The sequence below is a fragment of the Bradyrhizobium sp. GW821-FHT13H06 genome, from assembly GCF_058803975.1.
On the sequence record NZ_JBXAPN010000002.1, the window covers coordinates 554227 to 577466 of the forward strand.

Annotated in this window: 23 protein-coding genes and 1 pseudogene; 6 read left to right on the forward strand and 18 right to left on the reverse strand. The window is 63.7% G+C overall.

Going from position 1 to position 23240, the window contains the following annotated elements; all coding sequences use genetic code 11:
• Positions 1 to 233: 233 nt before the first annotated feature.
• A complete protein-coding gene (locus tag AC1RQP_RS09470) occupies positions 234 to 1148 on the forward strand; it encodes a LysR substrate-binding domain-containing protein (RefSeq protein WP_492936720.1) in 915 nt (304 codons plus the stop codon).
• Between the two features lie 194 nt (positions 1149 to 1342).
• Here AC1RQP_RS09470 and AC1RQP_RS09475 read toward each other — a convergent pair whose 3' ends face one another.
• Genes AC1RQP_RS09475 through AC1RQP_RS09515 form a run of 9 tightly spaced genes read right to left on the reverse strand, consistent with a single transcriptional unit; the run spans position 1343 to position 10120 of the window.
• Positions 1343 to 2716: an amidohydrolase family protein gene (locus tag AC1RQP_RS09475; protein WP_492936721.1), complete on the reverse strand. Its 1374-nt coding sequence runs from the start codon at positions 2714 to 2716 to the stop codon at positions 1343 to 1345.
• Complete coding sequence (locus tag AC1RQP_RS09480) at positions 2713 to 4296, reverse strand: ABC transporter substrate-binding protein (RefSeq protein ID WP_492936722.1); 1584 nt, start codon at positions 4294 to 4296, stop codon at positions 2713 to 2715. Before AC1RQP_RS09480 ends, AC1RQP_RS09475 begins: the two co-directional genes overlap by 4 nt.
• Positions 4297 to 4330: 34 nt before the next feature.
• Positions 4331 to 4981, reverse strand: coding sequence for an aspartate/glutamate racemase family protein (locus AC1RQP_RS09485; protein ID WP_492936724.1), 651 nt, complete (start codon positions 4979 to 4981; stop codon positions 4331 to 4333).
• Entirely contained in the window at positions 4978 to 5862 is an 885-nt protein-coding gene (locus tag AC1RQP_RS09490; RefSeq protein ID WP_492936725.1) for a polysaccharide deacetylase family protein, read from the reverse strand. Before AC1RQP_RS09490 ends, AC1RQP_RS09485 begins: the two co-directional genes overlap by 4 nt.
• A complete protein-coding gene (locus AC1RQP_RS09495; protein ID WP_492936727.1) occupies positions 5849 to 6664 on the reverse strand; it encodes an ABC transporter substrate-binding protein in 816 nt (271 codons plus the stop codon). Before AC1RQP_RS09495 ends, AC1RQP_RS09490 begins: the two co-directional genes overlap by 14 nt.
• A gap of 17 nt (positions 6665 to 6681) precedes the next feature.
• Positions 6682 to 7446, reverse strand: a complete 765-nt coding sequence (locus AC1RQP_RS09500) for an amino acid ABC transporter ATP-binding protein (protein ID WP_492936728.1) — start codon at positions 7444 to 7446, stop codon at positions 6682 to 6684.
• The gene (locus tag AC1RQP_RS09505) at positions 7443 to 8300 is read right to left on the reverse strand and encodes an amino acid ABC transporter permease (RefSeq protein WP_492936729.1); all 858 of its coding nucleotides are present in this window, start codon (positions 8298 to 8300) and stop codon (positions 7443 to 7445) included. Before AC1RQP_RS09505 ends, AC1RQP_RS09500 begins: the two co-directional genes overlap by 4 nt.
• Positions 8297 to 9124, reverse strand: a complete 828-nt coding sequence (locus AC1RQP_RS09510; protein WP_492936730.1) for an ABC transporter substrate-binding protein — start codon at positions 9122 to 9124, stop codon at positions 8297 to 8299. The genes AC1RQP_RS09505 and AC1RQP_RS09510 overlap by 4 nt, the downstream gene beginning before the upstream one ends.
• A gap of 39 nt (positions 9125 to 9163) precedes the next feature.
• A complete protein-coding gene (locus AC1RQP_RS09515; protein WP_492936731.1) occupies positions 9164 to 10120 on the reverse strand; it encodes an N-carbamoyl-D-amino-acid hydrolase in 957 nt (318 codons plus the stop codon).
• 151 nt (positions 10121 to 10271) lie between these two features.
• On the opposite strand from AC1RQP_RS09515, the gene AC1RQP_RS09520 reads away from it, so the two are divergent.
• Both AC1RQP_RS09520 and AC1RQP_RS09525 read left to right on the forward strand, forming a co-directional pair.
• The gene (locus tag AC1RQP_RS09520) at positions 10272 to 11198 is read left to right on the forward strand and encodes a LysR family transcriptional regulator (protein ID WP_492936732.1); all 927 of its coding nucleotides are present in this window, start codon (positions 10272 to 10274) and stop codon (positions 11196 to 11198) included.
• Between the two features lie 39 nt (positions 11199 to 11237).
• Positions 11238 to 11945 (forward strand): type 1 glutamine amidotransferase, encoded by a 708-nt coding sequence (locus AC1RQP_RS09525; protein WP_492936733.1) that lies wholly within the window; start codon positions 11238 to 11240, stop codon positions 11943 to 11945.
• A gap of 199 nt (positions 11946 to 12144) precedes the next feature.
• On the opposite strand, the gene AC1RQP_RS09530 is transcribed toward AC1RQP_RS09525, so the two are convergent.
• Positions 12145 to 12612 carry a nuclear transport factor 2 family protein gene (locus tag AC1RQP_RS09530; protein WP_197969098.1) on the reverse strand — a complete coding sequence of 156 codons (468 nt, stop codon included), beginning with the start codon at positions 12610 to 12612 and terminating at the stop codon, positions 12145 to 12147.
• Between the two features lie 93 nt (positions 12613 to 12705).
• The gene (locus AC1RQP_RS09535; RefSeq protein WP_492937126.1) at positions 12706 to 13119 is read right to left on the reverse strand and encodes a YbgC/FadM family acyl-CoA thioesterase; all 414 of its coding nucleotides are present in this window, start codon (positions 13117 to 13119) and stop codon (positions 12706 to 12708) included.
• Positions 13120 to 13304: 185 nt separating this feature from the next.
• Between AC1RQP_RS09535 and AC1RQP_RS09540 the strand changes: the two are divergent.
• The 3 genes and pseudogenes from AC1RQP_RS09540 to AC1RQP_RS09550 all read left to right on the forward strand — a co-directional run.
• Positions 13305 to 13616: pseudogene (locus AC1RQP_RS09540) on the forward strand (IS701 family transposase); the annotation flags it as partial.
• A 191-nt stretch (positions 13617 to 13807) separates the two neighbouring features.
• Positions 13808 to 15040, forward strand: coding sequence for an ABC transporter substrate-binding protein (locus AC1RQP_RS09545; RefSeq protein WP_188104193.1), 1233 nt, complete (start codon positions 13808 to 13810; stop codon positions 15038 to 15040).
• 346 nt (positions 15041 to 15386) lie between these two features.
• Positions 15387 to 16145, forward strand: a complete 759-nt coding sequence (locus tag AC1RQP_RS09550) for an IclR family transcriptional regulator (RefSeq protein ID WP_188107523.1) — start codon at positions 15387 to 15389, stop codon at positions 16143 to 16145.
• 27 nt (positions 16146 to 16172) lie between these two features.
• Here AC1RQP_RS09550 and AC1RQP_RS09555 read toward each other — a convergent pair whose 3' ends face one another.
• The 7 genes from AC1RQP_RS09555 to AC1RQP_RS09585 all read right to left on the reverse strand — a co-directional run bounded on the left by AC1RQP_RS09555 (position 16173) and on the right by AC1RQP_RS09585 (position 22952).
• Positions 16173 to 17477: a CaiB/BaiF CoA transferase family protein gene (locus AC1RQP_RS09555; RefSeq protein ID WP_492936734.1), complete on the reverse strand. Its 1305-nt coding sequence runs from the start codon at positions 17475 to 17477 to the stop codon at positions 16173 to 16175.
• Positions 17474 to 18391, reverse strand: coding sequence for an HpcH/HpaI aldolase/citrate lyase family protein (locus tag AC1RQP_RS09560; RefSeq protein ID WP_188107525.1), 918 nt, complete (start codon positions 18389 to 18391; stop codon positions 17474 to 17476). Before AC1RQP_RS09560 ends, AC1RQP_RS09555 begins: the two co-directional genes overlap by 4 nt.
• A 41-nt stretch (positions 18392 to 18432) precedes the next feature.
• On the reverse strand, positions 18433 to 18927 hold the full coding sequence (locus AC1RQP_RS09565) for a MaoC family dehydratase (RefSeq protein ID WP_188107526.1): 495 nt from the start codon (positions 18925 to 18927) through the stop codon (positions 18433 to 18435).
• Positions 18928 to 18939: 12 nt separating this feature from the next.
• Positions 18940 to 20190, reverse strand: a complete 1251-nt coding sequence (locus AC1RQP_RS09570) for an acyl-CoA dehydrogenase family protein (RefSeq protein WP_202988812.1) — start codon at positions 20188 to 20190, stop codon at positions 18940 to 18942.
• Positions 20187 to 20675 carry a MaoC family dehydratase gene (locus AC1RQP_RS09575; protein WP_188107527.1) on the reverse strand — a complete coding sequence of 163 codons (489 nt, stop codon included), beginning with the start codon at positions 20673 to 20675 and terminating at the stop codon, positions 20187 to 20189. The genes AC1RQP_RS09570 and AC1RQP_RS09575 overlap by 4 nt, the downstream gene beginning before the upstream one ends.
• 136 nt (positions 20676 to 20811) lie before the next feature.
• Entirely contained in the window at positions 20812 to 21606 is a 795-nt protein-coding gene (locus AC1RQP_RS09580; RefSeq protein ID WP_188107528.1) for an alpha/beta fold hydrolase, read from the reverse strand.
• A gap of 26 nt (positions 21607 to 21632) precedes the next feature.
• Positions 21633 to 22952, reverse strand: a complete 1320-nt coding sequence (locus AC1RQP_RS09585) for an MmgE/PrpD family protein (RefSeq protein WP_188107529.1) — start codon at positions 22950 to 22952, stop codon at positions 21633 to 21635.
• Positions 22953 to 23240: the final 288 nt, after the last annotated feature.

The following is a 23240-nucleotide window of genomic DNA, read 5'->3' on the forward strand; positions in this document are numbered from 1 at the left end:
AAGTCTCCGGCCGGAGTGCCTTCCGCATTCCCTTCCGCGCAAATCCCTGTCCGATCAGGGCTCCGGCCCCTGCTCGGCGGGCTTTGGCGCGATCTGGAGGTTCGAATCCCTCCAATCTGCCGAAAAAGCGGGCTGTCTCCAGCTCTGATGAAAAAGATCGCAACCTATACTTCCATCGTCCAATGAATAATGGCACCCTCTGCATGCCGAAATGTTATGATTGGATTCTGGGTATGGCGCGGATCAATTCGCGGCAGGTGGAGGCCTTCCGGGCAACGATGCTGACCGGCAGCGTCACCGAGGCGGCAAAATTGATGGTGGTGACACAACCTGCGGTCAGCCGGCTGCTGCGCGACTTCCAGGCGCTTCTCAAGATGGAGCTGTTCGAACGACGAGGCACCGGCCTGGTCCCGACCGCGGCGGCGATGGCGCTCTATACCGAAGTCGAGCGCTCCTTCGTCGGTCTCGAGCGCATCACCGCGGCTGCCGAGGAAATCCGCGGCCGGCGCACCGGTTCGCTGCGGATCGCCGCGCTGCCGGCGCTGGCGAACGGCTATCTGCCGCGGCTCGCGGGGCATTTCTTGATGGAGCGGCCCAACCTCAACCTTGCCTTCTTCGGCGTGATCTCGCCGATCGTGGTCGACTGGGTGTTGAACAACCAATGCGACATCGGCTTTGCCGAGGTGCCGATTGCCCATTCCGGCCTGCCGAGCCTGCGGCTGCCGGCATTGGCGCGCGTCGCGGTGCTGCCGACCGGTCATCGCCTCGCGGAGAAGGAAGTGCTGGAGCCGCGCGATTTCGAGGGCGAGACCTTCATCTCGCTGTCGGCGGGATCGTCGAGCCGGCACCTCGTCGACCAGGTCTTCCATCGCCACGATGTCCGCCGCGTGCTCAGGGTCGAGACCACGCTGTCGGAGATCATGTGCGGCATGGTGTCGTCGGGACTCGGTGTGTCGATCTGCGATCCCTTCACCGCGCAGGAGTTTGCAGCGCGCGGTGTCGTCGTGAGACGATTCCTGCCGCGCATCGACTTCGAATTCTCGGCGGTCTTTCCGGCACAGCGCAGTCCGTCGCCGGTGGCGCTCGATCTGGTCGAAACCATGCGCAAGGCGCTGGTCGAATTCGAGGACGCTGCCGAAACGCATTGAGTTGAATCACTCTCGCCCCGGGCTCGCTGCAACCTCTCCCGCTTGCGGGGGAGGTCGGCGCGGAGCGCCGGGTGGGGGCTCTCTCCTCATTGGGAGTGCCCCTGTGCTGAGAGAACCCTCTCCCCTCCCTCTCCCGCAAGCGGGAGAGGGAGCGCACTTTCCTCGGGGCGACGATCATGCGCCAAAAAGAGCGATCAGCCGTTGAAAGCGGCCTGCGCTTCCGGCAGGTCCCAGATCCTGCCGATCGCGGCGGTGCCGGCCGCGGTGATCGCAGCTTCGTCGGCGCCGAGATAGCGGCCGGCATCGATCAGCACACGACCGTCGACCATGACCTGATCGATATTGGCGCGGTTGGCGAGCGCGATCAGCGCGCGGCGGGGATCGAACAGCGGCTGAAGATGCGGATGGGTGAGATCGACAACGGTGAGATCGGCGGTGGCGCCCGGCTCGATGCGCCCGAGATCCGGACGCTTGATGACATCGGCGGCGACAGCCGTGTTCGCTTCGATCAGCTCCGGTGAGTTCGCGACGTCGGGACGCGCCGAGGTGATCTTTGAGATCAGTGAGGCGGCATTGAGTTCGCCGAGCAGGTCCATGTTGTAGCCATCGGTGCCGACCACGGTGCGCACGCCGTGCTCGGCGAAGCGGCTGAAGGCAGCGGTGATGCCGGCGCGCGCGAAGACACGCGGGCAGTTCAGCACAGTCATGCCACGCGCGGCCATCAGCTTGAGGTCGTCGTCGCTGCTGAACATGCAATGTGCCGCCATGAGGTCGGGCGCCAGCAGGCCGAGCCAGTCCAGATATTGCGCCGGCGTGCGGCCGCCATAGCGCCTGCCGATGGTCTCGACCTCGGCTCGGCTCTGCGCCATGTGCGTCGTGATGGGCACCCCGAGCTCGCGCGCCCGGGTGGCGCATGCTTTCAGCAGATCAGGACCGCAGGTGTCTGTGGCGTGCGGGCTCATCGCAAGGCTGATGCGGCCGTCGCCGCGATTGTGCCAACGCTGGTAGAGCGCATCCCAGGTCGCCATGTCCTTGGCACCGTCATCGCCGGAATAGTGCACGATACCGTCCGGGCCCGCTTTGGCGTCGGATGTGGAGAACAGATAGGGCGCGCCATAGAAGCGGATGCCCATCTCCTCGGCCGCGTCGAACATCTCCGGAATCGAGTTGCGGAACGGCTCCATCACCGTGGTGGCGCCGCCCTTGAGCAGCTGGAGGATGCCGAGCCGCGCGACCGCGAGCCGCTCCTCCGCCGACAGGATATCGGCGCCGCGCTTGGTGAGCGGCAGCAGCACCGTATAGACGATGCTCTGATTGTTCTTGCGACCGTTGCCGTCCTCGGTATGGCTGCGCGCGACGGCTTCGGAGAAGCAGTGATTGTGGAGGTTCAAGAGGCCCGGCAGCACGAAGCGGCCGGGCCGATCGTAGACGTGATCGGCCTGCGGCTTGTCACGTGTGACCGCGGCGATCTTCCTGCCCTCGATCAGGACCCAGTGGTCGCGCAACACGTCCTGCGCGCCATTGTTGCGTGACAGCACATAGCTGCCGAAGATTGCCGTGGTGCTCATGCGGGGCGTACGTTCCAGAAGACGGCAGTGCCGTCGAGAATGCCGGTGATGGCCTTGCGATAGGCGGTCGGCTGTTTGTACAGGCCGATCGGAATATACGGGATTTCCTCGAACGCGACCGCCTGGATCTCGCGGCAGATGCGTTGCTGCTCCGCGAGCTCGGACGCCGCAAGCCATTGGCTGCGCAACGGCCCCATCTTCTCGCTCGCGTACCAGCCGGCGACCTTGCCTTCGCCGCGGATGTTGGTGTTGCCGGCCGGGTTGAGCCAGTCGATGCCCTGCCAATTGCCGACCGCCGCGCTCCAGCCGCCCTGTCCGATCGGGTCCTTCTTGAGCTGGCGCTGCAACACGACGGCGAAATCGAGCCCGGCATATTCGACGTTCATGCCGGCCTTGCGCAAGCTATCAACCGCGATCTCGCCAAGCGGCTTCTGCGCCAGCGAGTTGGTTGGAACCAGCACCACGATCTTCTCGCCGTTGTAACCGGCGGCTTTCAAATCGGCCTTCACCTTGGCGTAATCACGCGGGCCACGGAACACATCGAGGCCAACGTCGGTCGCCATCGGCGTACCGGGCGCGAAGAAGCCGATCGGCGAGACCTGAAAGGCCGGATCGGTGCCGGCGACCGCGGTCATGAACGCGGACTGGTCGATCGCGCCCAGCAGGGCGCGCCGGATGGCGGGATTGTCAAACGGCGGCTGCAGGTGATTGAGGCGCAGCATGCAGGCGTAGCCGCGGGGATCGAGGATACGCGTCTCGATGTCGCCGGCAGCCTTGATCACCGGCAACAGATCATGCGGCGTGGTCTCCTGCCAATCCTGCTCGCCGGTCTGGAGCGCGGCGACGCCGGTGCCGGCATCAGGCGTAGTGGTCCAGACCACGCGGTCGTAATGCACGATCTTCGGACCCGCCGTCCAATCCGGCCTGCCGTCCGTGCGCGGCTGATAGCGCTCGAATTTGGCATAGGCGTTGCGGGCGCCCTGCACGCGCTCGTCGGCGAGATAGCGGAACGGGCCGCTGCCGATCACTTCGGTCAGCGGCTTGAACGGATCCTGGCTCGCCAGCCGCTCCGGCATCATGAAGCAGGCATTGATCGCGGCCTTGCCGAGCGCCTGCGGCAGCAGTGGGAATGGGCGCTTGAGGCGAAAACGGATGGTGCGATCGTCGGCAGCCAGCAGTTCGGCCGTCGCCTCCAACAACTCGCCGCCAAAGCCGTCGCGCGCCGCCCAGCGGCGGATACTGGCGACGCAGTCGCGCGCGAGCACGCGCTCGCCGTCGTGCCAGAACAGACCGTCGCGCAATGTGAGATCCCATTGCAGCCCTTCAGCGGAGACGACATGGCCCGACAGCATCTGCGGCGAGACCTGGAGCGACGAGCTCATGCCATAGAGCGTGTCGTAAACCATGAAGCCGTGGTTTCGCGACACCTGCGCGGTGGAATAGATCGGGTCGACGAAGGCAAGGTCGATGACGGGAATGAAGCGTAGCGTGGTCTGAGATTCGGCGCGTACGACACCCGGCAGCGCCAGCGCCGGCATGGCTGCGGCTGCCTTGAGGAGCGAGCGGCGGGAGATGGACATTGCGAGGAGCTCCTAAAGGGACAGATGCATTCGTTCAGTGGTTCAACAGCACCGCGCCCAACGCGGCCGCGACCGCCTGCTGCGCCGGTTCGATCACGGGCACGCCGATCGCTTCCGCAATCGCCGCACGGTGCGAGGCCATGCCGGCGCAGCCCATCACCACGACGTCGGCGCGGCATTGCGTGACCAGGGCGCGACCGGCTTCGATCAGGCGACCACGAATATCCGCACCCGCCGTCTCCGCCGCGCTCGCGCCGACCGACCAGCTCCCGGCATAGCGGCTGTCAACGCCCATGACCCGCGCCATGCGCTGCTGGCGGCGGATGCTCGACGGCGACAGCGCGATGACGCCAAAACGTTCGCCCAGCATCAGCGCGCGAAAGATGCCGCATTCGGCGATACCCAGCACCGGGCGCCCGCCGGCCGCCTCGCGCACCGCATGCAGGCCGGGATCGCTGAAGCAGGCGAGCACGAAGGCATTGGCATCGTCGCGCGTGACGCGGTTCACCAGCGGCATGACGACGCTGTCGGCATCGCGTTGCGAGCTGATGCCCGGCGGCCCCTCGGCAAGGCCAACCACCTCGATCGCAGGTCCGCCGGTTATACGCAACGGCGCGACCGCGTCGTCGATCGCCGCCGTCACCGACGCGGAGGAGTTCGGGTTGATGACGAGGATGCGGGTCAACGGTTGCCGGCCTCGTGGCCCAGGAAGTTTTCCGCGATCTTCTCGCCGGTCGTGATCCAGACATCCGGGCACGACCTTGCGTAGGTCAGGAACTCGCGCAGCAGCCGCAGCCGCATCGGACGGCCGCTGCATTGCGGATGCAGCACCGTCGTGACCATCGCGCCCCAGTCGCGGACTTCGTCGAGCTCGTCCTTCCACATTGAGAGCACGTGCTCTTTCGGGAAGATCGAACGTGGACTGAAACGGGCCGACAGGCCGTGCATCCAGTCGTCATAGCTCGCCGTCACCGGCAGCTCGATCGTGCCCGGCTTGCCGTCGGCGAGACGATGGCGATAGGGCCGCACATCGTCGCGGAACGAGGACGTGTAGACGATGCCGTGGCGCACCAGCGCGACGCGCAGCTCCTCGGTGAACTCGCCGTAGGGCGCGCGATAGCCGGTCGGCCTGACGCCGAGCCTGCGCTTGAGCGTCTCGAAGCCGCGCTCCAGCTCCTCCTCGATCCAGGGATCGCCGGGATCGGGCAGCAGATGATGATAGCCGTGATGGCCGATCTCGTGGCCGGCCTTCAAGATCGATTCCGCCATCGCCGGATGCGCGTCGACCGACCAGCCCGTGACGAAGAACGTCGCCTTGAGATCGAGCTGGTCGAGCAGCTCCAGCAGCTTCGGCGTGCCGACGCGCGCCTCAAAGCCGCCATAGCTCATGGTGATCAGCCGCTGCGCATGCATCGCGTCCTTGCTGGTCCAGGCGCTCTCCGCGTCGACGTCGAACGACAGGAACATCGCGGATGTGTACGGCTTGGGCCAGGGATATTCCGGCGCGGGATCCGCAGTGTTGGCCGGAACGAGCGGAATGCTCCGGAGTGCCTTACTGTCCAGCATTGATGGTCGCCTTTTCGAGTGCGTTGTCAGTCAGTTTCCATTTGGCGAGCAGGGTCTTGTAGGTGCCGTCAGCGATCAGCGCGTCGACCGCTTCGAGCATGGCCTGCTGCAGTGCCTTCTCTTTTGCCGGCAGGGCAATGCCGGTGAATTGCTGCGCGATGGGCTCGCCCACCGTCGCGTAGGTGCCGGGCTCGAGGTCCATGATGTAGGGCAGCGTCTCGTTGCCCTGGGCGGCGGCATCGATGCGGCCCTGCCTGAGCTGGGTGCGCGCATCGGCCGAGCCGTCGGTGCCGACGAACTGGATCGGATTGCCGCCGCAATTCTTCTCGCTCCAGGCCGCGATCTGCGCCGGAAACATGGTGCGGCGGCTGGCGCCGACCTTCTTGCCGCAGAGTGCTGTCGCATCCTTGAACTCGGCCTTGCGCGACGCCTGCACGAAGAACTGTGGACCGCTCCGCAAGTAATCCACGAAGGACGCAACCTCGTGCCGGCTGGCATAGTCCGTGAAGCCGGACAGGATGGCATCCACCCGCCCGGTCGAGATCGACGGCATGAACTCGGCAAAGCTCGTCTCCTGCCATTCGATCTTGACGCCGAGCTTGCGGCCGATGGCTTCGCCGAGATCGATGTCGAAGCCGGACAGAGCGTTGGTGGCGGGATCGCGGAACTCCATCGGCGGATAGTTCGGCACCAGCGCGACCTTGAGGCTGCCGCGCTTGGCGATCTCCGCTGGCAATTCAGCCGCCATCGCCGACGCATGCATGGCGCCCAGGAACGCCGTCGCAACCAAAAATCTCTTCATCACCACGCCCCCATGTTTCAGATCACAGCCGAAAGAAATGCCTTGGTGCGCTCCTCGCGCGGCGCACCCAATACGTCGGACGCACGCCCCTGCTCGACGATCGCGCCCTGATCCATGTAGACGACGCGGTCGGCGACCTCGCGCGCGAAGCCAAGCTCGTGCGTGACCACCATCATGGTCATGCCGCTCTTCGCCAGTTCCTTCATCACCGCGAGCACCTCGCCGACGAGCTCGGGATCGAGCGCGCTGGTCGGCTCGTCGAACAGCATCAGCATCGGCTTCATGGCGAGCGCCCGCGCTATCGCAACGCGCTGCTGCTGGCCGCCGGAGAGTTGTGCCGGATACCAGTCAGCCTTCGCGGACAGTCCGACCCGACGGAGCAGCTCGATCGCTTCCGCGCGCACCTCATCGGCTTTGCGCCCCTGAACCTGGGTCGGGCCCTCGGTGATGTTCTCCAGCGCGGTCTTGTGCGGAAATAAATTGAAGCGCTGGAACACCATGCCGGTCTTCAGCCGCTGCCGACCGATCTCGCGCTCGGTGAGCCGACGCAGCCGTCCGCCCTGCTCGCGCACGCCCAGCAGCTCGCCGTCGAGCCAGATGCCGCCGGCATCGATCGTGGCGAGCTGGTTGATGCAGCGCAGCAGCGTGGTCTTGCCGGAGCCGGAGGCGCCGATCAGGCACATCACCTCGCCGGGCCAGACGTCGAGCGAGACGTTCTTGAGAGCCTGGAACTCCCCGAAATTCTTGCTGATGGAGCGGATCGCGACGAGAGGCCCTGTCATCGCGCAAGCCGCAATGTGCCGCGCGCAAAGCGGCGTTCGAGCAGCATCTGGAGCGGGGTCAGGATCGAGACCACGAGCAGGTACCAGAGCCCGGCGACGATCAGGAGCTCGATGACGCGGGAATTGGCGTAGTAGATGTTCTCGGCGTTGTGCAGCAGTTCGGGATACTGGATCACGCTCGCGAGCGAGGTCGCCTTCACCATGCCGATGAACTCGTTGCCGAGCGGCGGAATCACCACGCGCATCGCCTGCGGCAGCACGATCCGCCGCAGCGCGCGCAGCCGCCCCATGCCGATCGCCTGCGCCGCTTCATATTGCCCGATATCGACCGACAGCATGCCGGCGCGCATCACTTCGGAGGTGTAGGCGCCCTGGTTGATGCCGAGCCCAAGCAAGGCGGCGAGGAATGGCGTCATGACGTCGACGGCGCGTGCGGACCACAGGCCGGGGATGCCGATGGTCGGGAACACCAGCGCGAGATTGAACCACAGCAGCAATTGCAGGATCAGCGGAGTGCCGCGAAACAGCCAGGTGTAGCCGGCCGCCACCGTCTTCAACACCGGATTGGGCGACAGCCGCATGATCGCGACGACGATGCCGAGCACGATGCCGAGCGCCATCGCCAGCACCGCCATCACCATGGTGTTGACGATGCCTTCGAGAATGACCTTCGCTGTCAGAAAGCGGCCGACATAGGACCATTCGATCTGGCCGGCCGCGAACGCACGCGCAATCGCCGCCAGCACGAGGACGATCAGGCCCGCGCTGAACCAGCGAAACCAGTGCGGCTCGCGCGCGATCTGCATTCCCGACAGATCGGGAAATCCGTCCGCGAGTGCCGGAGCCGGCTTCATTGCGGCGCCGCGTTCAGCATGGGCTGGGCGACAGCGTTGGCGCCTAAGCCCCATTTGTCGAGAATGCCTTTGTAGGTGCCATCGGCGATCATCGCCGCGAGCTTCTCCGTCACGACCTCGCGCAGGGCCGCATCGTCCTTGCGGAACATGATGCCCTGGTAACCTTTGGCAAAGGGCTCGCCGACCACGCGGTATTTCCCAGCCTCCTGCGTCTGCGCGTAAGGCAGCGTCTCGCTGCCCTGCACGGCGGCGTCGATGCGGCCCTGCTTGAGCTGGTTGCGGACGTCGATCGAGTTCTCGCCCGGAACATATTGGATCGCCGGCTTGCCGGCCGGCTCACAATTCTGCTTGCTCCACTTCTCGATCTCGACCGGGAAGCTGGTGCTGCGGGTGGTGCCGACCTTCTTGCCGCAGAGATCGGTCGCATCCTTGGCCCCGCTCTCCGCCATCACGAAGAACTGCGGACCGGTTGCGAGGTAGTCGACGAAATCGGCAGTCTCGCGCCGCGAGGCGCGATCGGAGATGCCGGAGATGATGAAATCGGCGCGCTTGGTCTGGAGCGAGGGGATCAGCTCGGCGAACGGCGTCTCGCTCCAGACGATCTTGAGACCGCCAAGCCGCTTGGCGAGCTCTTTAGCGAGATCGATATCGAGCCCGACCAGCTCGTTGGTCGCGGGATCGCGATATTCCATCGGCGCGTAGGTCGAATTGACCGTGAGCTTCAGCGTGCCGGCCTGCTTGATCTCCGCCGGAAGCTCGGCCGCCTGCGCCGACGTCACGGCAGCCAACGCTGCGAAGGCAAGCAAATGCGAGAGGCGTGTCATGTCAGCTCCTTTGCCAACGGTGCGATCGGCCGTTTGAAATCAATCTGCGTCGAGAACGGCCGGCTCGATGACGCCGGCGCGCTCGGTGATCACCCTGTATTGCTCGGGCCGCCGGTGGGCGGCGAAATTGAACATCTTGTCCTTGCCCTGGCGGCAGAGGTCGAGGTCGATGTCGGCGACGATCACCTCGTCCGCGAGCGTCTGGGCCTGCGCGACGATGCGGCCGTTGGGATCGACGATGCAGGAGCCGCCGATCAGCCCGGAGCCGTCCTCCTCGCCCGCCTTGGCCACCGAGATCGCCCAGGTCGCGTTCATGTAGGCGTTGGCCTGGGTCACCAGCGTCGAGTGGAAGGTGCGCAAGGCGCCGTCTTCGGTGGTGCCACCGTTTGGATCATAGGCCGCCGAATTGTAGCCGATGCAGACGAGCTCGACGCCTTGCAGGCCGAGCACGCGCCAGGATTCCGGCCAGCGCCGATCGTTGCAGATCATCATGCCCATGATGGCGTGGGCCCAGGACGAGCCGGCGCGGAAGGCGGGAAAGCCGAGATCGCCATATTCGAAATAGCGCTTCTCGAGCTGCTGGTAGCGCGCTCCCGGACGCGGCTCGACCGACCCGGGAAGATGCACCTTGCGGTAGCGGCCGAGAATCTCACCGTCGCGATCGACCAGGATAGAGCAGTTGTAGCGCCGGCCGTCAGGCGTCTTCTCAGCATAGCCGACATAGAAGCCCACGCGCAGCGCACGCGCCCGCTCGAACAGCCTTGCCACCGCCGGGTTCGGCATGCTGCGCTCGAAATACTGGTCGAGAACCTCGCCTTCGAGCAGCCAGCGCGGGAAAAAGGTGGTGAAGGCAAGCTCGGGAAACACCACGAGGCTCGCACCGCGGCCGGCCGCCTCTTCCAGCATGTCGAGCATCCGCGACAGCGTATGCTCGCGCGTATCGGCTTTTTGCGTCGGCCCCATCTGAGCGGCGGCGGCGCGAAGGACACGAACCAAGTTTGCCTCCAATCTGTGCGCAGTGCTGCCTCAATGGGCGAATGAACCCCTTGATGCGACGCGCAAATCCGCTGCCATTACGGGCGAGCGGGGCTGCAAAATCAATTCGCTTTGCTATGATGTTTTGGCCCTGAGTATAATCGGCAGTGATATGAACCTGCGTCAGCTCGAAATTCTGCGTGCGGTCATCCGCCACCGCACCACGGTTGCGGCGGCGGACGAGCTGGCGCTGTCGCAGCCCGCGGTGAGCAACGCGCTGAAGACGATGGAGGCGCAGGCCGGCTTCGCGCTGTTCGAGCGCGTCAACAACCGGCTGTTTCCGACCGCCGAAGCAATGGCGCTCTACAAGGAGAGCGAAGCGATCTTCGCCTTGCACGCAAAGCTCGAGAACCGCGTGCGCGATCTGCGCGAGAACCGCTCCGGACATCTCGCCATCGTGGCGACCCCGCCGCTCGCCTACAGCATCATCCCTGCCGCGCTGTCAGGCTTCCTGCGCCGTCGCCCGGAGACGCGCGTGTTCTTCGACGTCCGTCGCTACGAGGGTATCATCGAAGGCGTGCTCAGCCACGTCGCCGAGCTCGGCTTCGCCCTCGGGCTGACGCATCATCCCGGCATCGCGCATGAGGTGGTCCATACCGGCGAGATGGTGTGCGTGGTGCCGCCGCAGCATCCGCTCGCCGACAGGCCGGTGATATCCGCATCCGATCTTTCCGGCCTGCCCTTCATCGGGCTCGAGCGCGGCACGCGGCTTGGCGAAGCCGTGCGCGACAGCTTTGCCCGTGCCGGTGCGCCGTTCCGGCCGACTGTCGAGGTGCGCTACTGCAACACGGCCTGCGTGCTCGCGGCCGCCGGCGTCGGCGCTGCGGTGGTCGATCCGTTCTCGCCGCGGCAGAACGGCGGCAGCGGCCTCGTCGTCCGTCCGTTCACGCCGACGACGCAGGCGGTCGCCTATATGCTGTGGTCGGAAGCCGAGCCGCTGTCGCGTCTGGCCAAGGCCTTTCTCAACGAGGTCCGCAAGGAGAGCGCGCTGCTCGAGCGCACAGCGCCGCACCAGCAACATGGTGCAGAAAGCGACTGAGCTTGCGATCACACGCGCAACCTTCTACCCGAGGCGCACATGGCACGCATCACGATCATCGAGACTGGGCTCGTTCCTCAAGAGCATCGCGAACGCCACGGCTCGTTTCCCGACATGTTCGCGCGCATGATGCGCGCTGCGGACCCCACAACCACGGTCGACGTGGTCAGCATCCCGAATGGCGATACGCTCCCCGACCCACGCAAGGTGGATGCCATCCTGATCACCGGCGCGGCCGCCGGCGTCTATGACGCGCTGGACTGGATGGCGCCGCTGGAGGATTTCGTGCGCAAGGCTTACGTCAACCAGACACCGATGGTCGGCGTCTGCTTCGGCCATCAGCTGATCGCACAGGCGCTCGGCGGCACTGTTCGAAAATCGGAGAAGGGCTGGGGCATCGGCCGGCACGTCTATCAGGTGCTGCCGGAGAACGGCGTGATCGACGGCGAAACAATCGCCGTTCCCTGCTCGCATCAGGACCAGGTGATCGAGGCGCCGAGCGACGCGCTGACGATCCTGTCGTCCGAGTTCACCCCGCACGCCGGCCTGCTCTACGCCAACGGCACGACGCTGACCGTGCAGTCGCATCCGGAATTCGACGTGGAGTTTGCACAGGTGTGTTGCGATCTGCGCGACGGCAAGGCGCCGGATGACGTCGTTGCAACGGCGAGGGCATCGCTGGGGCAGCCGCTGGACAACGCGAAACTCGGTGGCGCGATCACGAGGTTCCTGGCGAAGCGCACCTAGCCGCGGAGCCCGCCGTGCGCTGTTCTTCCCTTCTCCCCTTGTGGGAGAAGGTGGCGCGAAGCGCCGGATGAGGGGTATCCATCCGCGAGTTCGCTGTCATTGAGTGCGCGGAGAGAGACCCCTCACCCGTCTCGCCGCTTTGCGGCGAGCCACCCTCTCCCACAAGGGGAGAGGGTGAAAGAGCACCGCTTGTAAAACTCTAGAACGGATCGGTCCCGAGCCCCGCTACGTCAGCAGGCCTTGGCCCCGGCGCAGGCCAGTGAAACCGGCGATCCTTTTCAGCGATCGCGATGTCGTTGATCGAAGCCTCGCGCCGCTTCATCAGGCCGTGCTCATCGAACTCCCACTGCTCGTTGCCGTAGGAGCGATACCACTGGCCGCCGGCATCGTGCCATTCGTACTGGAAGCGCACCGCGATACGGTTGCCGTCGAAGGCCCAGAGGTCCTTGATCAGCCGGTAGTCCAGCTCCTTCTCCCATTTGCGGGTGAGGAACGCGACGATGGCCTCGCGGCCCTGAAGGACTTCGGAACGATTGCGCCAGCGGCTGTCCTCGGTATAGGCGAGCGACACGCGGACCGGATCGCGTGAATTCCAGGCGTCCTCGGCCATGCGGGCCTTTTGCGCAGCGGTCTCGCGGGTGAAGGGTGGAAGCGGCGGGCGCGACATGATGGCCTCATCGGTTGGTCGGGCCGTGAATTTATCGCCCCGATTGGCGGAGTCGATAGGCCACCACAAATCAGGCGATCACTTATCGGGCGATCACGAAATCAGATCGGCCTTCATCAGCGTGCGTATCGACTTCGGAATCGGCTGGGCGCGACCGCCGCTGATGAAGGCAACGCGGACCTCGGCCTTCACCAGCACGTCGTGGCCGCGCCGCACCTCCTGCGCCAGCATGATGGACGCACCCTTCACCGCGACCGGCCAGGTCACGACGTCGAGCACGTCGTCCATTCGTGCGGGCTTGAGGAAATCCAGATGCATCGAGCGGACGACGAAGGCAAAGCCTGCGCCCTCCGTCTCGACCTGCTCGAACAGCGCCTGCTGCTCGGCGCCCATCAGCCTCAGATGATTGGTGCGTCCGCGCTCCATGTAGCGCAGATAGTTGGCGTGATAGACGATCCCCGAGAACACTGGTTTGGCGATGTCGCAACAGAAGTCTAACGACCTGATTTCATTGGGTCGCTGGAAGACGATGGGATGAACGAGGGATGGATTTATTTGTGCCCTTCCATAGCAAGGCGCAGCGACTTCGGGATGCGCTGCGCCTTTCCGCCTGCGATAAACGCCACACGTACGCGCGCCGTGACTAGCATTACAGTTGCGTTTTATGATCGGTTCTGAATCCATGGGCAACCATGATTCGGAGATCGTGGACGCGGACGGCGTCGATTGAAGAGACGCTTGCGCTGTGGGCGGCGTCGCTTGGAGAGATGAAGAAGCGGATACGTCCGCTGTTCTGCCAAGAGCGTATTGCCAGGAATGCAGGCCTGTTCCTGGAAGGTCTGCTCGGCGATGAGCAACGCAAGACCGGCTGGATGCGCGCGGAGGCAGCTGGCGATCCCGGCCCATGGCGTCAGCAGGCGATCCTGGGCCGCAGGGATTGGGATGCTGACGCCCTGCGCGATATCGTCCGCGACTACGTCATCGAGCATTTGGCGGATGACGATTGAGGAGAAACAGGGGAGCGGGTCAGCAGCACGCGAAAGGTAGGCAATTTCGCCGGCATCCAGCCCGCTGCCATCACATTCGTGATGAATGCACCCGAACCAGGCGAAGCCCCTTGATCCATCCTGGCTCTGCCGTAACTCTCCAAAACCAAACGCGCTAAACGGGCAACGACCTTAGACGTGGAGGTGACATGACGCCAAGATCCTTCAAGGTGACCCTCGCCGCAGCACTATTCGCCGCAGTCAGCGTCAACACATCCGCCCTCGCGCAGAAGCAATACGATCCCGGCGCCAGCGACACCGAGATCAAGATCGGCAACATCATGCCATACAGCGGTCCGGCGTCTTCCTACTCTCTGATTGGCAAGACCCAGGCAGCCTATTTCCGCAAGATCAACGACGGGGGCGGAATCAATGGCCGCAAGATCAATTTCATCAGCTACGACGACGGTTTCAGTCCGCCAAAGGCCGTCGAACAGGCCCGCAGGCTCGTTGAAGGCGACGAAGTGCTGTTGATTTTTCAGTCGCTCGGTACCCAGTCCAATTCGGCCATCCAGAAATACATGAATGCGAAGAAGGTGCCGCAGCTTTTCGTCGCGAGCGGCGCAACGAAATGGGGTGATCCGAAAAATTTCCCCTGGACCATGGGCTGGCAGCCCAACTACCAGAGCGAAGGCCGTGTCTACGCCAAATACATCCTGCAGCATTATCCAAACGCCAAGATCGCTGCCCTGTGGCAGAACGACGATGCCGGCAAGGACCAAATGAAAGGGCTGCGCGATGGCCTCGGCGAAAGAGCCGACATGATCATCGCCGATGCGTCTTACGAGGTAGCCGAACCGACGCTGGATTCGCAGATCGCCCGGCTCAGAAATTCGGGGGCCGACCTGTTCGTGTCCTGGACGACGCCTAAGGCAGCGGCGCAGGCGATCCGCAAGATCGCGGAACTTGGCTGGAAGCCGGTCTATTTCATCGGCAATACCTCAAGCTCGGTGGCAAGCGTGCTCAGGCCGGCCGGCTTCGAAAATGCGAAGGGTGTCCTTTCGAGTGCTTACCTCAAGGACCCCGCCGACCCCGCTTGGAAAGACGACGCGGGCGTGAAGGAATGGAGCACCTTTATGGACAAGTACCTTCCCGACGGTGACAAGACCGATACCAACACCGTCTACGGCTATGCCGTCGCTCAGACACTGGTGCAGGTCTTGAAGCAATGCGGTGACGACCTGACCCGGGCCAATGTCATGAGACAAGCGGCCAGCCTGAAGGATTTCCGGATCGGGATGCTGTTACCGGGCATTTCCATCACGACCGGACCCAACGACTTCTTCCCGATCGAACAGCTGCAGCTCATGCAGTTCGACGGCCAGGCCTACAAGCTCATGGATGGCGTCATGACCGGAGAAATCGGCGGCAAACAAGACTAGTCGGTCGGTACGTATCGATCATTGAAGGGAATGAGGAATGATCGATGGACGCCTGACAGGTCGAACGGCGCTCATCACCGGGTCGGGCCAGAACATTGGCCGCGCGATTGCCTGTTTGAGTGCACCCAGTAATACGGTGGCCGGGTGATGGCACGCCTTGCGATCAAGCATCCCGGAGAATCGGAGGACATCGCAGAGACCTGCCTCTACCTCGCGGGAAATAGCGGCAACTACGTCACCAGCCAGGTTATCCATATTAACGGCGGAGAATTTATGTTCTAAACGTGGATCAGGTATAGATCCCCGGTTCGGACAGGCTTTACAGGGCGAGAGTTCGCCGCAGTCAATGACGTCGAAGGGCAAGGCAGGACAGAGATCGGCGGTCAAGTCGGCCGAGCGAACGCTCGCGATCCTGGAATATTTCCGGGAAAAGAAACGCGGCGCGACCGTCGGTGAAATTGCCGGCGATCTTGGATTGCCGCAGTCGAGCACGACGATGCTGCTACAAAGCCTGCTCGATCTGGGCTATCTCGACTACACCCCCCAAACCCGGAAGTTCCAGCCGACCTTTCGCGTCGCGGTGCTTGGCAGCTGGATACAGCAAAGCATGTTCAAGAGCGGTCCGCTGACCGACATCATGGAATCGATCGGTACTTCGACCGGGGAGACGGTGCTGCTGGGCCTGCAGAATGGCCCCAGCCTGCAGTACGTCCACATTGTACCGGCCATGTACCCGATCCAGCTCGCGGCGCAGGTCGGGATTTTGCGGCCGATGACGTGCGCCGCACTTGGACGCGTGCTCCTGGCTCGGAAGCCCAACGACGAAGTCCGCGCCATCGTTCGCCGCAACAATGCCGACGCCGAAGCCAGTGCCCATCGCGTCCACGAGCGGGAGTTCATGGCGGAGATCGAGATCATTCGCAGCCAGGGTTTTGCCGAAAGCCGGGGTAAGATGATCCCTGGTGCAAACGTCATCGGAATGATTGTCCCCGATCAGCCCAACCGAGCGCCATTGGCTATCGGCGTCGGTGGACCGATGGCACGGATCGAGGAACGCCGCGAGGAAATTCTCCGAGTCATGCGTTACCATCTGCGCATGCGCTAGACTTCGCGGTCCTGCTCTGGCCACTTGCTACCGGACAATCCCCGCCTGCTTGAAGCTGGAGATTTCCTCTGTTGCACAACCGATGTCTCCGAGAATCTGATCGGTATGTTCGCCGAGCAGCGGCGCGCGATGGCGAACGGACCCCGGCGTTGCCGTCATGCGGATCGGCACGCCTGCGATCGTGACCGGCGTCGCGCAACCTGGATGCTCGACTTCGACGATCATGTCACGGACGGCGAAATGAGGATCCTCCGCGATTTCGTCGATCTGATAGACAGGTCCGAACGGGATCTTGCCGCCGAGCAGTTCCTTCAATTGTTGCTTGGTGTGACGGCCGGTGAATTCTCCGACCGCCTCGTAGACCGCGTCTCGATTGGCCACACGCGCATGCCGGTCGGCCATGCGCGGATCGGAGATCAAGTCATCGCGTCCCATCAGGCGACACAGTGTTTTCCAGAACTCGTCCGAATGCGCGGCAATCGTCACCCAGCCGTCGAGCGCTCTGACCATCCCGAACGGCGACAGCAGCGGATGCCGGTTGCCTTCGGGACGCGGATTAGTCCCCTGGAACGAGCGCTGGTGTACGATGCGCTCGCACAGCGACAGCACGGCGTCGACCATCGACACGTCGACATATTGACCCTCGCCGGTCTTCTGCGCTCGCAGCACGGCGCACAAGATGCCATAGGCCGCCATCGCGGCCGGCACCAGATCACCCACGCCGGGGCCGACCTTCAGCGGTGTATCCACATCAGGGCCCGTTATTCCCATGATGCCACCCATCGCCTGAGCGACCGGATCGTAGGCCGGCCAGTCAGTATAGGGACTGCGCCCGGTGCGGGGATCGCCGAATCCCCGGATCGACGCGTAGACCAATCGCGGATTCTCCTGGCGCAGCGTTTCATAGGAGAGGCCCAGTTTTTCCATCACCCCGGCGCGGAAATTCTCCACGACGACGTCGGCACTCCTGCACAGGCGCAGCACAAGCGCCCTGCCCTCGGGTCGCTTCAAGTCCAGTGCGATGCTCTTCTTGTTGCGATTGATGCTGGCAAAATAGCCGCCATAGGCCTGCAGCTTGTCGTCGTCCCGGAAGGGACCGCCCGCGCGCGTGCCCTCACCTTCAAGCGGTTCGATCTTGATGACCTCGGCGCCCTGGTCGGCAAGCATCATTGTACAATAAGGCCCGGCCAGCATCTGGGTCAGATCGATCACGCGGATGCCCTCAAGTGCTCCTGCCGGTGCGGCGCCGCTTGCGGCTTCACCAGATGAATGCGACATCGGAAAGGTGCCCCTGCAAGATGATGCGGCGACGCGCGCCGCGACGATGATCACATGCCGATCAGATTGGCGCGTTCGACCACATTGTTGATGATACGGATCGATGCGATGTCGATCATCTTGCCCTCATACATCACCGCACCCAGTCCCTTGGCGAGCGCTTCGTCGAACGCCGCCTTCATGGCACGGGCACGATCGACGTCGGTCGGGGTCGGCGAGAATATTTCCTGCGCAATCTCGACCTGCGACGGGTGGATGGCCCATTTGCCGACCAGCCCGAGCGTCATCGCGCGCCGACATTCCTCCCGATAAGTGTCCGGATCCCTGATGTCGGCGAAGGGACCATCGACAGGGTCGAGCCCGAACGATTTGCAGGCGATCGCCAGTCGGTGGCGCTGGTAGTGCCAGATATCGCCCGGATATCCGCCGGAGCCGCCGATCGCCTTCACCGAAACGCCCTGACTTGCAGAGTAGTCGCCCATCCCGAAGATCAGGGCTTCGAGCCGCGGCGTCGACGCCGCGATGCGCTCGATGTTCATCATGCCCTCGACTTCCTCGATCAAGCATTCGAGGCCAATCCTGTTCTTGAGGCCGAGATCCTTCTCCAACTGCGAAAGCAGCTTGTCGACGAACAGGACATCGTCGGCGTCGAGCACCTTGGGGATCATGATCAGATCAAGTCGCTCGCCCGCGCCCTGGACCACCTCGATGATGTCCCCGTAGCAGAAGCGGGTCGCGGTATCGTTGATGCGGACGCAGCGCACGGTCCGGCCGAACTCCAGCGTATTGAGTGCTTTGACGATATTGCCCCGCGCCGCCTTCTTCTGGTCGGGCGCCACCGCGTCCTCGAGGTCGAAAAAGACATAATCGAGGTCGAGGGCCGCGGCCTTCGCCATCATCTTTTCCGAGCTGCCGGGCACCGAGAGCTGGCAGCGGCGGAGCCGCTTGGGGCGTACGGGTTTCGTCATGGTGTTTCTCCGATCTCGAGTAGTTTGTCTGCTTGCCCGGCCTACCGGGAGCCCCAGGCGTTTCGGCGCTTCATCAGAACGGTGCGCTCGCCCTCGTAGACCAGTTTGTCGTGCTGGTTGATGCCGTAATGCTTGAAGCGGACGATGCCGGCATCGGCGCGGTCGGCATCCTTCTTCTCCAGCACCTCGGTAAAAGCATAGAGCGTGTCGCCGTGGTGCACCGGCGTCTTCAGGCGAATCTTGTCCATGCCGAGCTCCTGCAGCACCTGCTCGCCGGTGTCCTGGGCGGCGAGCCCGATCACCATCGAGAAATTGATTCCGCCGAAAACAATGCGGGTGTCGAAGCCGGCGATGCCCGACGACTTCTGCATCAGGTGCTCGTTGAAATGACCCTGTGCGGTATTCATCACCATGTTGGTGATGAGCACGTTGTCCATTTCGGTGACGGTCTTGCCGCGTGCGTGGGCAATCACCTGCCCAACCGCGAAATTCTCGAAATAATTGTCCGGCGACGTTCTGCTGCTGATGTTACTCATGGGGGACCGCTCCTACCGGAGGTGCTCGAACGCCTGCTCGATCATTCGGCGTTCGGTTACCGAGCGGCCGAGCAGATTGTCTGAGATGATGCGTTGCTGGATTTCCGAGGTACCCTCGAAGATCTTGGTCAGCCGGGCGTCGCGCCAATAGCGCTCGACCGCGTGAAGCTTCGTGTAACCGGCGCCGCCATGGATCTGGATCGCCTCCGAGGTCACTTCTTCGGCCATTTCCGAGGCGAAGTATTTCACCATCGACGCTTCGCTGTCGCATCGCCTGTTCTGATCGATCTCGCCGCAGACGTAGTACAGCAGCTGACGGGCGGCCTCGATCTTGGTGGCCATGGTCGCGATCTTGAAGCGGATGGCCTGGAATTCGCTGATCGGCATGCCGAATTGCTTTCGCTCTTTGGCATAGGCGATCGAGTCCTCAAGCGCGCCCTGCGCCAGCCCGATTGAGCGGGCGGCCGTGTGCGCGCGCGCCGCTTCAAGGCCGTGTGCCATGAGGTAGAACGCCTTGCCTTCCTCCCCGATCAACGCATCGGCCGGCACCCGGGTGCCCTGGAACGACAGTTCATAGGTGTTCCAGCCGAAATAGCCGATCTTCGGGATCGGATTGCCCTCGCAATTTTCGGGCAGAGAGCCGCGCGGCTTCTCGATCATGAACGCGGAAATCCCGAGAAAGCGCTTCTCCGCCGATGGCGGAGGCGCGGTGCGTGCGAACACCGTGATGTAATCGGCGCCATCGGCGAATGTGCACCAGTACTTGCTGCCGGTGATCACCCAATGATCGCCGTCGCGAACCGCTCGGCAGGAAATCGAGGCGAGGTCGGAACCGGTGCCGGGTTCGGATAGGGCAGCCGCCTGCAAAAACTCGCCGCGTGCGGCCCGCCGCATCCGGTCGGCGTTCTTCGGGCTCAGCTTCCCACCCAGCCGCAACCATCCAGCCTGGCCGCGCGCCATGATCGAGGCGACCGACATCCATCCGCGGGCGAGCTGCTCCGCCACCAGGCAGTATTCGAACGCGCCCAGTCCAAGCCCGCCATATTCCTCGGGAACCCGGATGCCGAAATAGCCCATGTTCGCCATCTTCTGTCGCAACTCCATGGGAATCGTGCCCTGCTGGGGGTCGAGCCGATTGGCGACCGGCAGCACTTCCTTCATCGTGAACTCGCGCGCGGTGTCGCGGATCAGTATGCGTTCTTCCGTCATGTAGCCGCGACCATCGCCGGACATTGTGGCGGCCGCTTCGGATGATGTTGTCATTTGCGCTTCCTCACCAGGTTGGTGCGTTGAAAGTCGATGACCAGATCGCCCTTCTCGCAAAAGCCCTTGGTGTGCCAGGTGACAATGCCGTAGTCGGGACGACTATCGGTCTCGCGAGCGGCGATGACCTGGCTCTCCGCGTAGACCGTTTCGCCAACAATGACGGGCCTGTGATAGGTCAACTTGTCGACGCCGAGAAAGGGACCGCCGCCCTCGCTGAGGTCCTCGACCGTCAGTCCGAACACGGTATTGAACACCAATAGCGGACAGACCACGAGATCGGCGTGGCCATGGGCGCGCGCATAGTCGGCGTTCGTATAAAGCGGATTGTAGTGGAGCGTCAGGGTCACGAACTGCGTGTTGTCGGCGACCGTGAGCGTTCGCCCCCAATGATGCCGGAACACGCGTCCAACGGCGAAGTCTTCGAATCTGTTGCCGCGCGGCCAAGGCTTCGCGCGCGCTTTCAGATCGGTGACGATGTCCATTTCGCCCGCTCCTCTTTCACGCGCGCCTGGAAGCACTGCGTTGGCCGACTGTGACAACCTCGCTGGGCACCGTCTACCGGAATGAAGCGTTTCAGGAATAGAATCACGGATGTGATGGAACGATCGCAAGTGCGTTTCACTTGCCGTCGATGATCCCTGAGCATTCGCCGACAAAGCGCGCTACCGCTTCGTTGAACTGCTCGGCCGCTTCGATATTGATGGAATGCCCGCCATCCAGATCGACGACAGCCAGCGACGGCAGCAACTGGGCCGCGCGGGTGCGCAACGGCTGGAATGGCTTTTCCCACCGCCCGTTGATCAATAGCGTCGGAACCTTAAGCGCGCCCAGGCAATCGGTCACCGACAATTGCGGCACGGTGTAGCGGATCGCGTTGGCGATAGCCGCTGGGGATATCCGCGCTGCGTCGTCCAGCAACTCGCCCATGACCCCGGGTGGAAAGCGCGTCGCGAAACGGGGATGGAATGGCAGGGATTCGATCGCAGCCAGGCCGTCCCGCTCCAGCGCATCGGCTCGCTTCAGCCGCCCTGCTTCGTCGTCCCGCTCGCCGGGAGCCGCCAGCGCCGACATCGAGTTGGTGAAGATCTGGCAGGCTACATGAGCCGAATGTTGATGCGCGTAGCGGATGGTGAGGCCGGCGCCGAACGACTGGCCGCATACCAGCCAGCGATCCGCGCCGAGATCGCGCCGGATACCGTCGAAGGCGTCGATATAGGTTCCGACCCGATAGGCGTGCGGATCATCCGGCGCCGGCGAGCGGCCGTGCCCCCACAACTCGACCACCACCGGACGGCAGAAAGTCTTCAGGCCCTCAAGGTTGGCCCGCCATTGCGCACGGCTCGACAGGAAGCCGTGAACCAGCAGGAGATAGGGTCCAGTCCCTCCGATGTCCGCTTCGACATGAAGTTTCATGGCGGATACCCGATCCCGCTCGATATCTAGTTCGCCATGATCGGCCCGATGTCCGGAAGCGTCTCCAGTGCAGCGATGTTGCGCCGCAATTGGTCCGCCCGGGCGTCTCCGATCACAGGGACGGCTAGGCTGCGAAACTTGCCGGCCAGGCGATCGCCCTGGCGGCCAAGGTCGCGATCGGGGATACCCACGTCGAGAGTGGTTTCCGCAACCTTGCCGCCCTGCGTTTTGATGACGACATGGGCGTCATGGCCCTGCGGCCGGTCGCCATGGACAGTCACGCGCCCCCTGACGGCGTTCAGCGTCGCATCGATAGCGTTCTGATCCGAGTAGGTGCCGATGGCGGCGGTGTCCCGGCCGCAAGCCGCAAGCGCTGCGGTGTGCCGCAGGCTGAATTTCGTTTCGAGGCCGGTTCGCGGTGCCTGAATGTTGCAGACCGAGAGATGGCCGGGCGCCACATGTACCTCGATCGATGCGATTTCCGGTCCGCGCAAGGCCAACTTCTCCCGCAACATCCTGACCGCCTCGATCGTCGAGTGGGTCAGATAGCAGGCGGCGTTGTATTTGAAGAGCGTATCGACCACCATGCATCCTCGCCGCGGCATCGGCGCATCTTTCGACGGATCGGCATCGCTTTGCGTGGCGATGAAACCTTGCGCCACTCCAAGCACGTTCGTATTGGCGGTAAACCCGCGCTTGGCAAGCCGGGCGGCGAGCACGCCGTTGGCCGCGGCGCGGCCCGCATGGAACGGCTTCGCCATGGTGCCGAACATCGACTTCAAGCCGGCGGCCTGCGTTCCGGCAAGGCCGAGCGCGGTGGCGACCTGAGCCGCATCGAGGTTCATGAGCAATGCGGCCGCCGCAGCCGCACCGAACGAGCCCAGCGTCGCGGTGGAGTGGAAACCGCGCGCGTAATGCGACGACATCACCAGCGACCCGATGAAGCCGGCGGCCTCGTAACCGGCTAGGAAAGCGCGCAGCACGTCGATCCCCGAGCGGCCTTCCGCCTCGCCGACCGCAAGCGCCGCCGGCAGGATGGCCGCCGTCGGATGCCCAATCAGCGGGTGGACGTCGTCATAGTCGAGCGCATGCGAAGTAGCGCCGTTGACAAGCGCCGCGTCTGCTGTTCCGCAGCGCAGTGCGCAACCGACAACCGACGACCGGCCACGAGCGTCGATCGAAATTTCTTCACGCAGGATTCGGGCGACCGGCTCCTCCAATCCGGCGAGCGTCACACCAAACCAGTCGAGCACGCATTGTTTGGCGACCGTCAGCGCGGCCGGATCAAGCGGCGCGTCATGATAGCCTGCGATGTGACCCGCAAGTCTCTGCGTCAGTTCCGGCATGGTTCACTCCCACCTTCGGCTTGCCTGCATGTTCGCGGGATCACGTCAGCCGTTCAAGGCGAGCTGCCGCAAACATCACGTATGTGATGGTACATGACAGTGGGATCAGCAATGGGATAGCCGACCACGATGGCCTCGGCGATCTCGAACGCTGGGTTGCCCCGAGCTTTTCGAGCAGCGCCTTGTTGCTGTTCAGCAGTTTCGAGAACCCGATCCAGCAGGTGCCCAGTCCTGGGCTCTGCGCGGCAAACGCGATGCGCATGGAGATCGCGATTCGTCGATTCGTCG

Coding starts and splice junctions, on each gene's coding strand:
- AC1RQP_RS09525 (WP_492936733.1), top strand. CDS start 11,238: ATGGCACGCATCACGATCATCGAGACTGGGCTCGTTCCTCAAGAGCAT.
- AC1RQP_RS09560 (WP_188107525.1), bottom strand. CDS start 18,391: ATGACGAAACCCGTACGCCCCAAGCGGCTCCGCCGCTGCCAGCTCTCG.
- AC1RQP_RS09480 (WP_492936722.1), bottom strand. CDS start 4,296: ATGTCCATCTCCCGCCGCTCGCTCCTCAAGGCAGCCGCAGCCATGCCG.
- AC1RQP_RS09570 (WP_202988812.1), bottom strand. CDS start 20,190: ATGACAACATCATCCGAAGCGGCCGCCACAATGTCCGGCGATGGTCGC.
- AC1RQP_RS09505 (WP_492936729.1), bottom strand. CDS start 8,300: ATGAAGCCGGCTCCGGCACTCGCGGACGGATTTCCCGATCTGTCGGGA.
- AC1RQP_RS09585 (WP_188107529.1), bottom strand. CDS start 22,952: ATGCCGGAACTGACGCAGAGACTTGCGGGTCACATCGCAGGCTATCAT.
- AC1RQP_RS09510 (WP_492936730.1), bottom strand. CDS start 9,124: ATGACACGCCTCTCGCATTTGCTTGCCTTCGCAGCGTTGGCTGCCGTG.
- AC1RQP_RS09490 (WP_492936725.1), bottom strand. CDS start 5,862: ATGCTGGACAGTAAGGCACTCCGGAGCATTCCGCTCGTTCCGGCCAAC.
- AC1RQP_RS09530 (WP_197969098.1), bottom strand. CDS start 12,612: ATGTCGCGCCCGCCGCTTCCACCCTTCACCCGCGAGACCGCTGCGCAA.
- AC1RQP_RS09575 (WP_188107527.1), bottom strand. CDS start 20,675: ATGGACATCGTCACCGATCTGAAAGCGCGCGCGAAGCCTTGGCCGCGC.
- AC1RQP_RS09500 (WP_492936728.1), bottom strand. CDS start 7,446: ATGACAGGGCCTCTCGTCGCGATCCGCTCCATCAGCAAGAATTTCGGG.
- AC1RQP_RS09545 (WP_188104193.1), top strand. CDS start 13,808: ATGACGCCAAGATCCTTCAAGGTGACCCTCGCCGCAGCACTATTCGCC.
- AC1RQP_RS09475 (WP_492936721.1), bottom strand. CDS start 2,716: ATGAGCACCACGGCAATCTTCGGCAGCTATGTGCTGTCACGCAACAAT.
- AC1RQP_RS09565 (WP_188107526.1), bottom strand. CDS start 18,927: ATGAGTAACATCAGCAGCAGAACGTCGCCGGACAATTATTTCGAGAAT.
- AC1RQP_RS09495 (WP_492936727.1), bottom strand. CDS start 6,664: ATGAAGAGATTTTTGGTTGCGACGGCGTTCCTGGGCGCCATGCATGCG.
- AC1RQP_RS09550 (WP_188107523.1), top strand. CDS start 15,387: ATGACGTCGAAGGGCAAGGCAGGACAGAGATCGGCGGTCAAGTCGGCC.
- AC1RQP_RS09520 (WP_492936732.1), top strand. CDS start 10,272: ATGAACCTGCGTCAGCTCGAAATTCTGCGTGCGGTCATCCGCCACCGC.
- AC1RQP_RS09470 (WP_492936720.1), top strand. CDS start 234: ATGGCGCGGATCAATTCGCGGCAGGTGGAGGCCTTCCGGGCAACGATG.
- AC1RQP_RS09580 (WP_188107528.1), bottom strand. CDS start 21,606: ATGAAACTTCATGTCGAAGCGGACATCGGAGGGACTGGACCCTATCTC.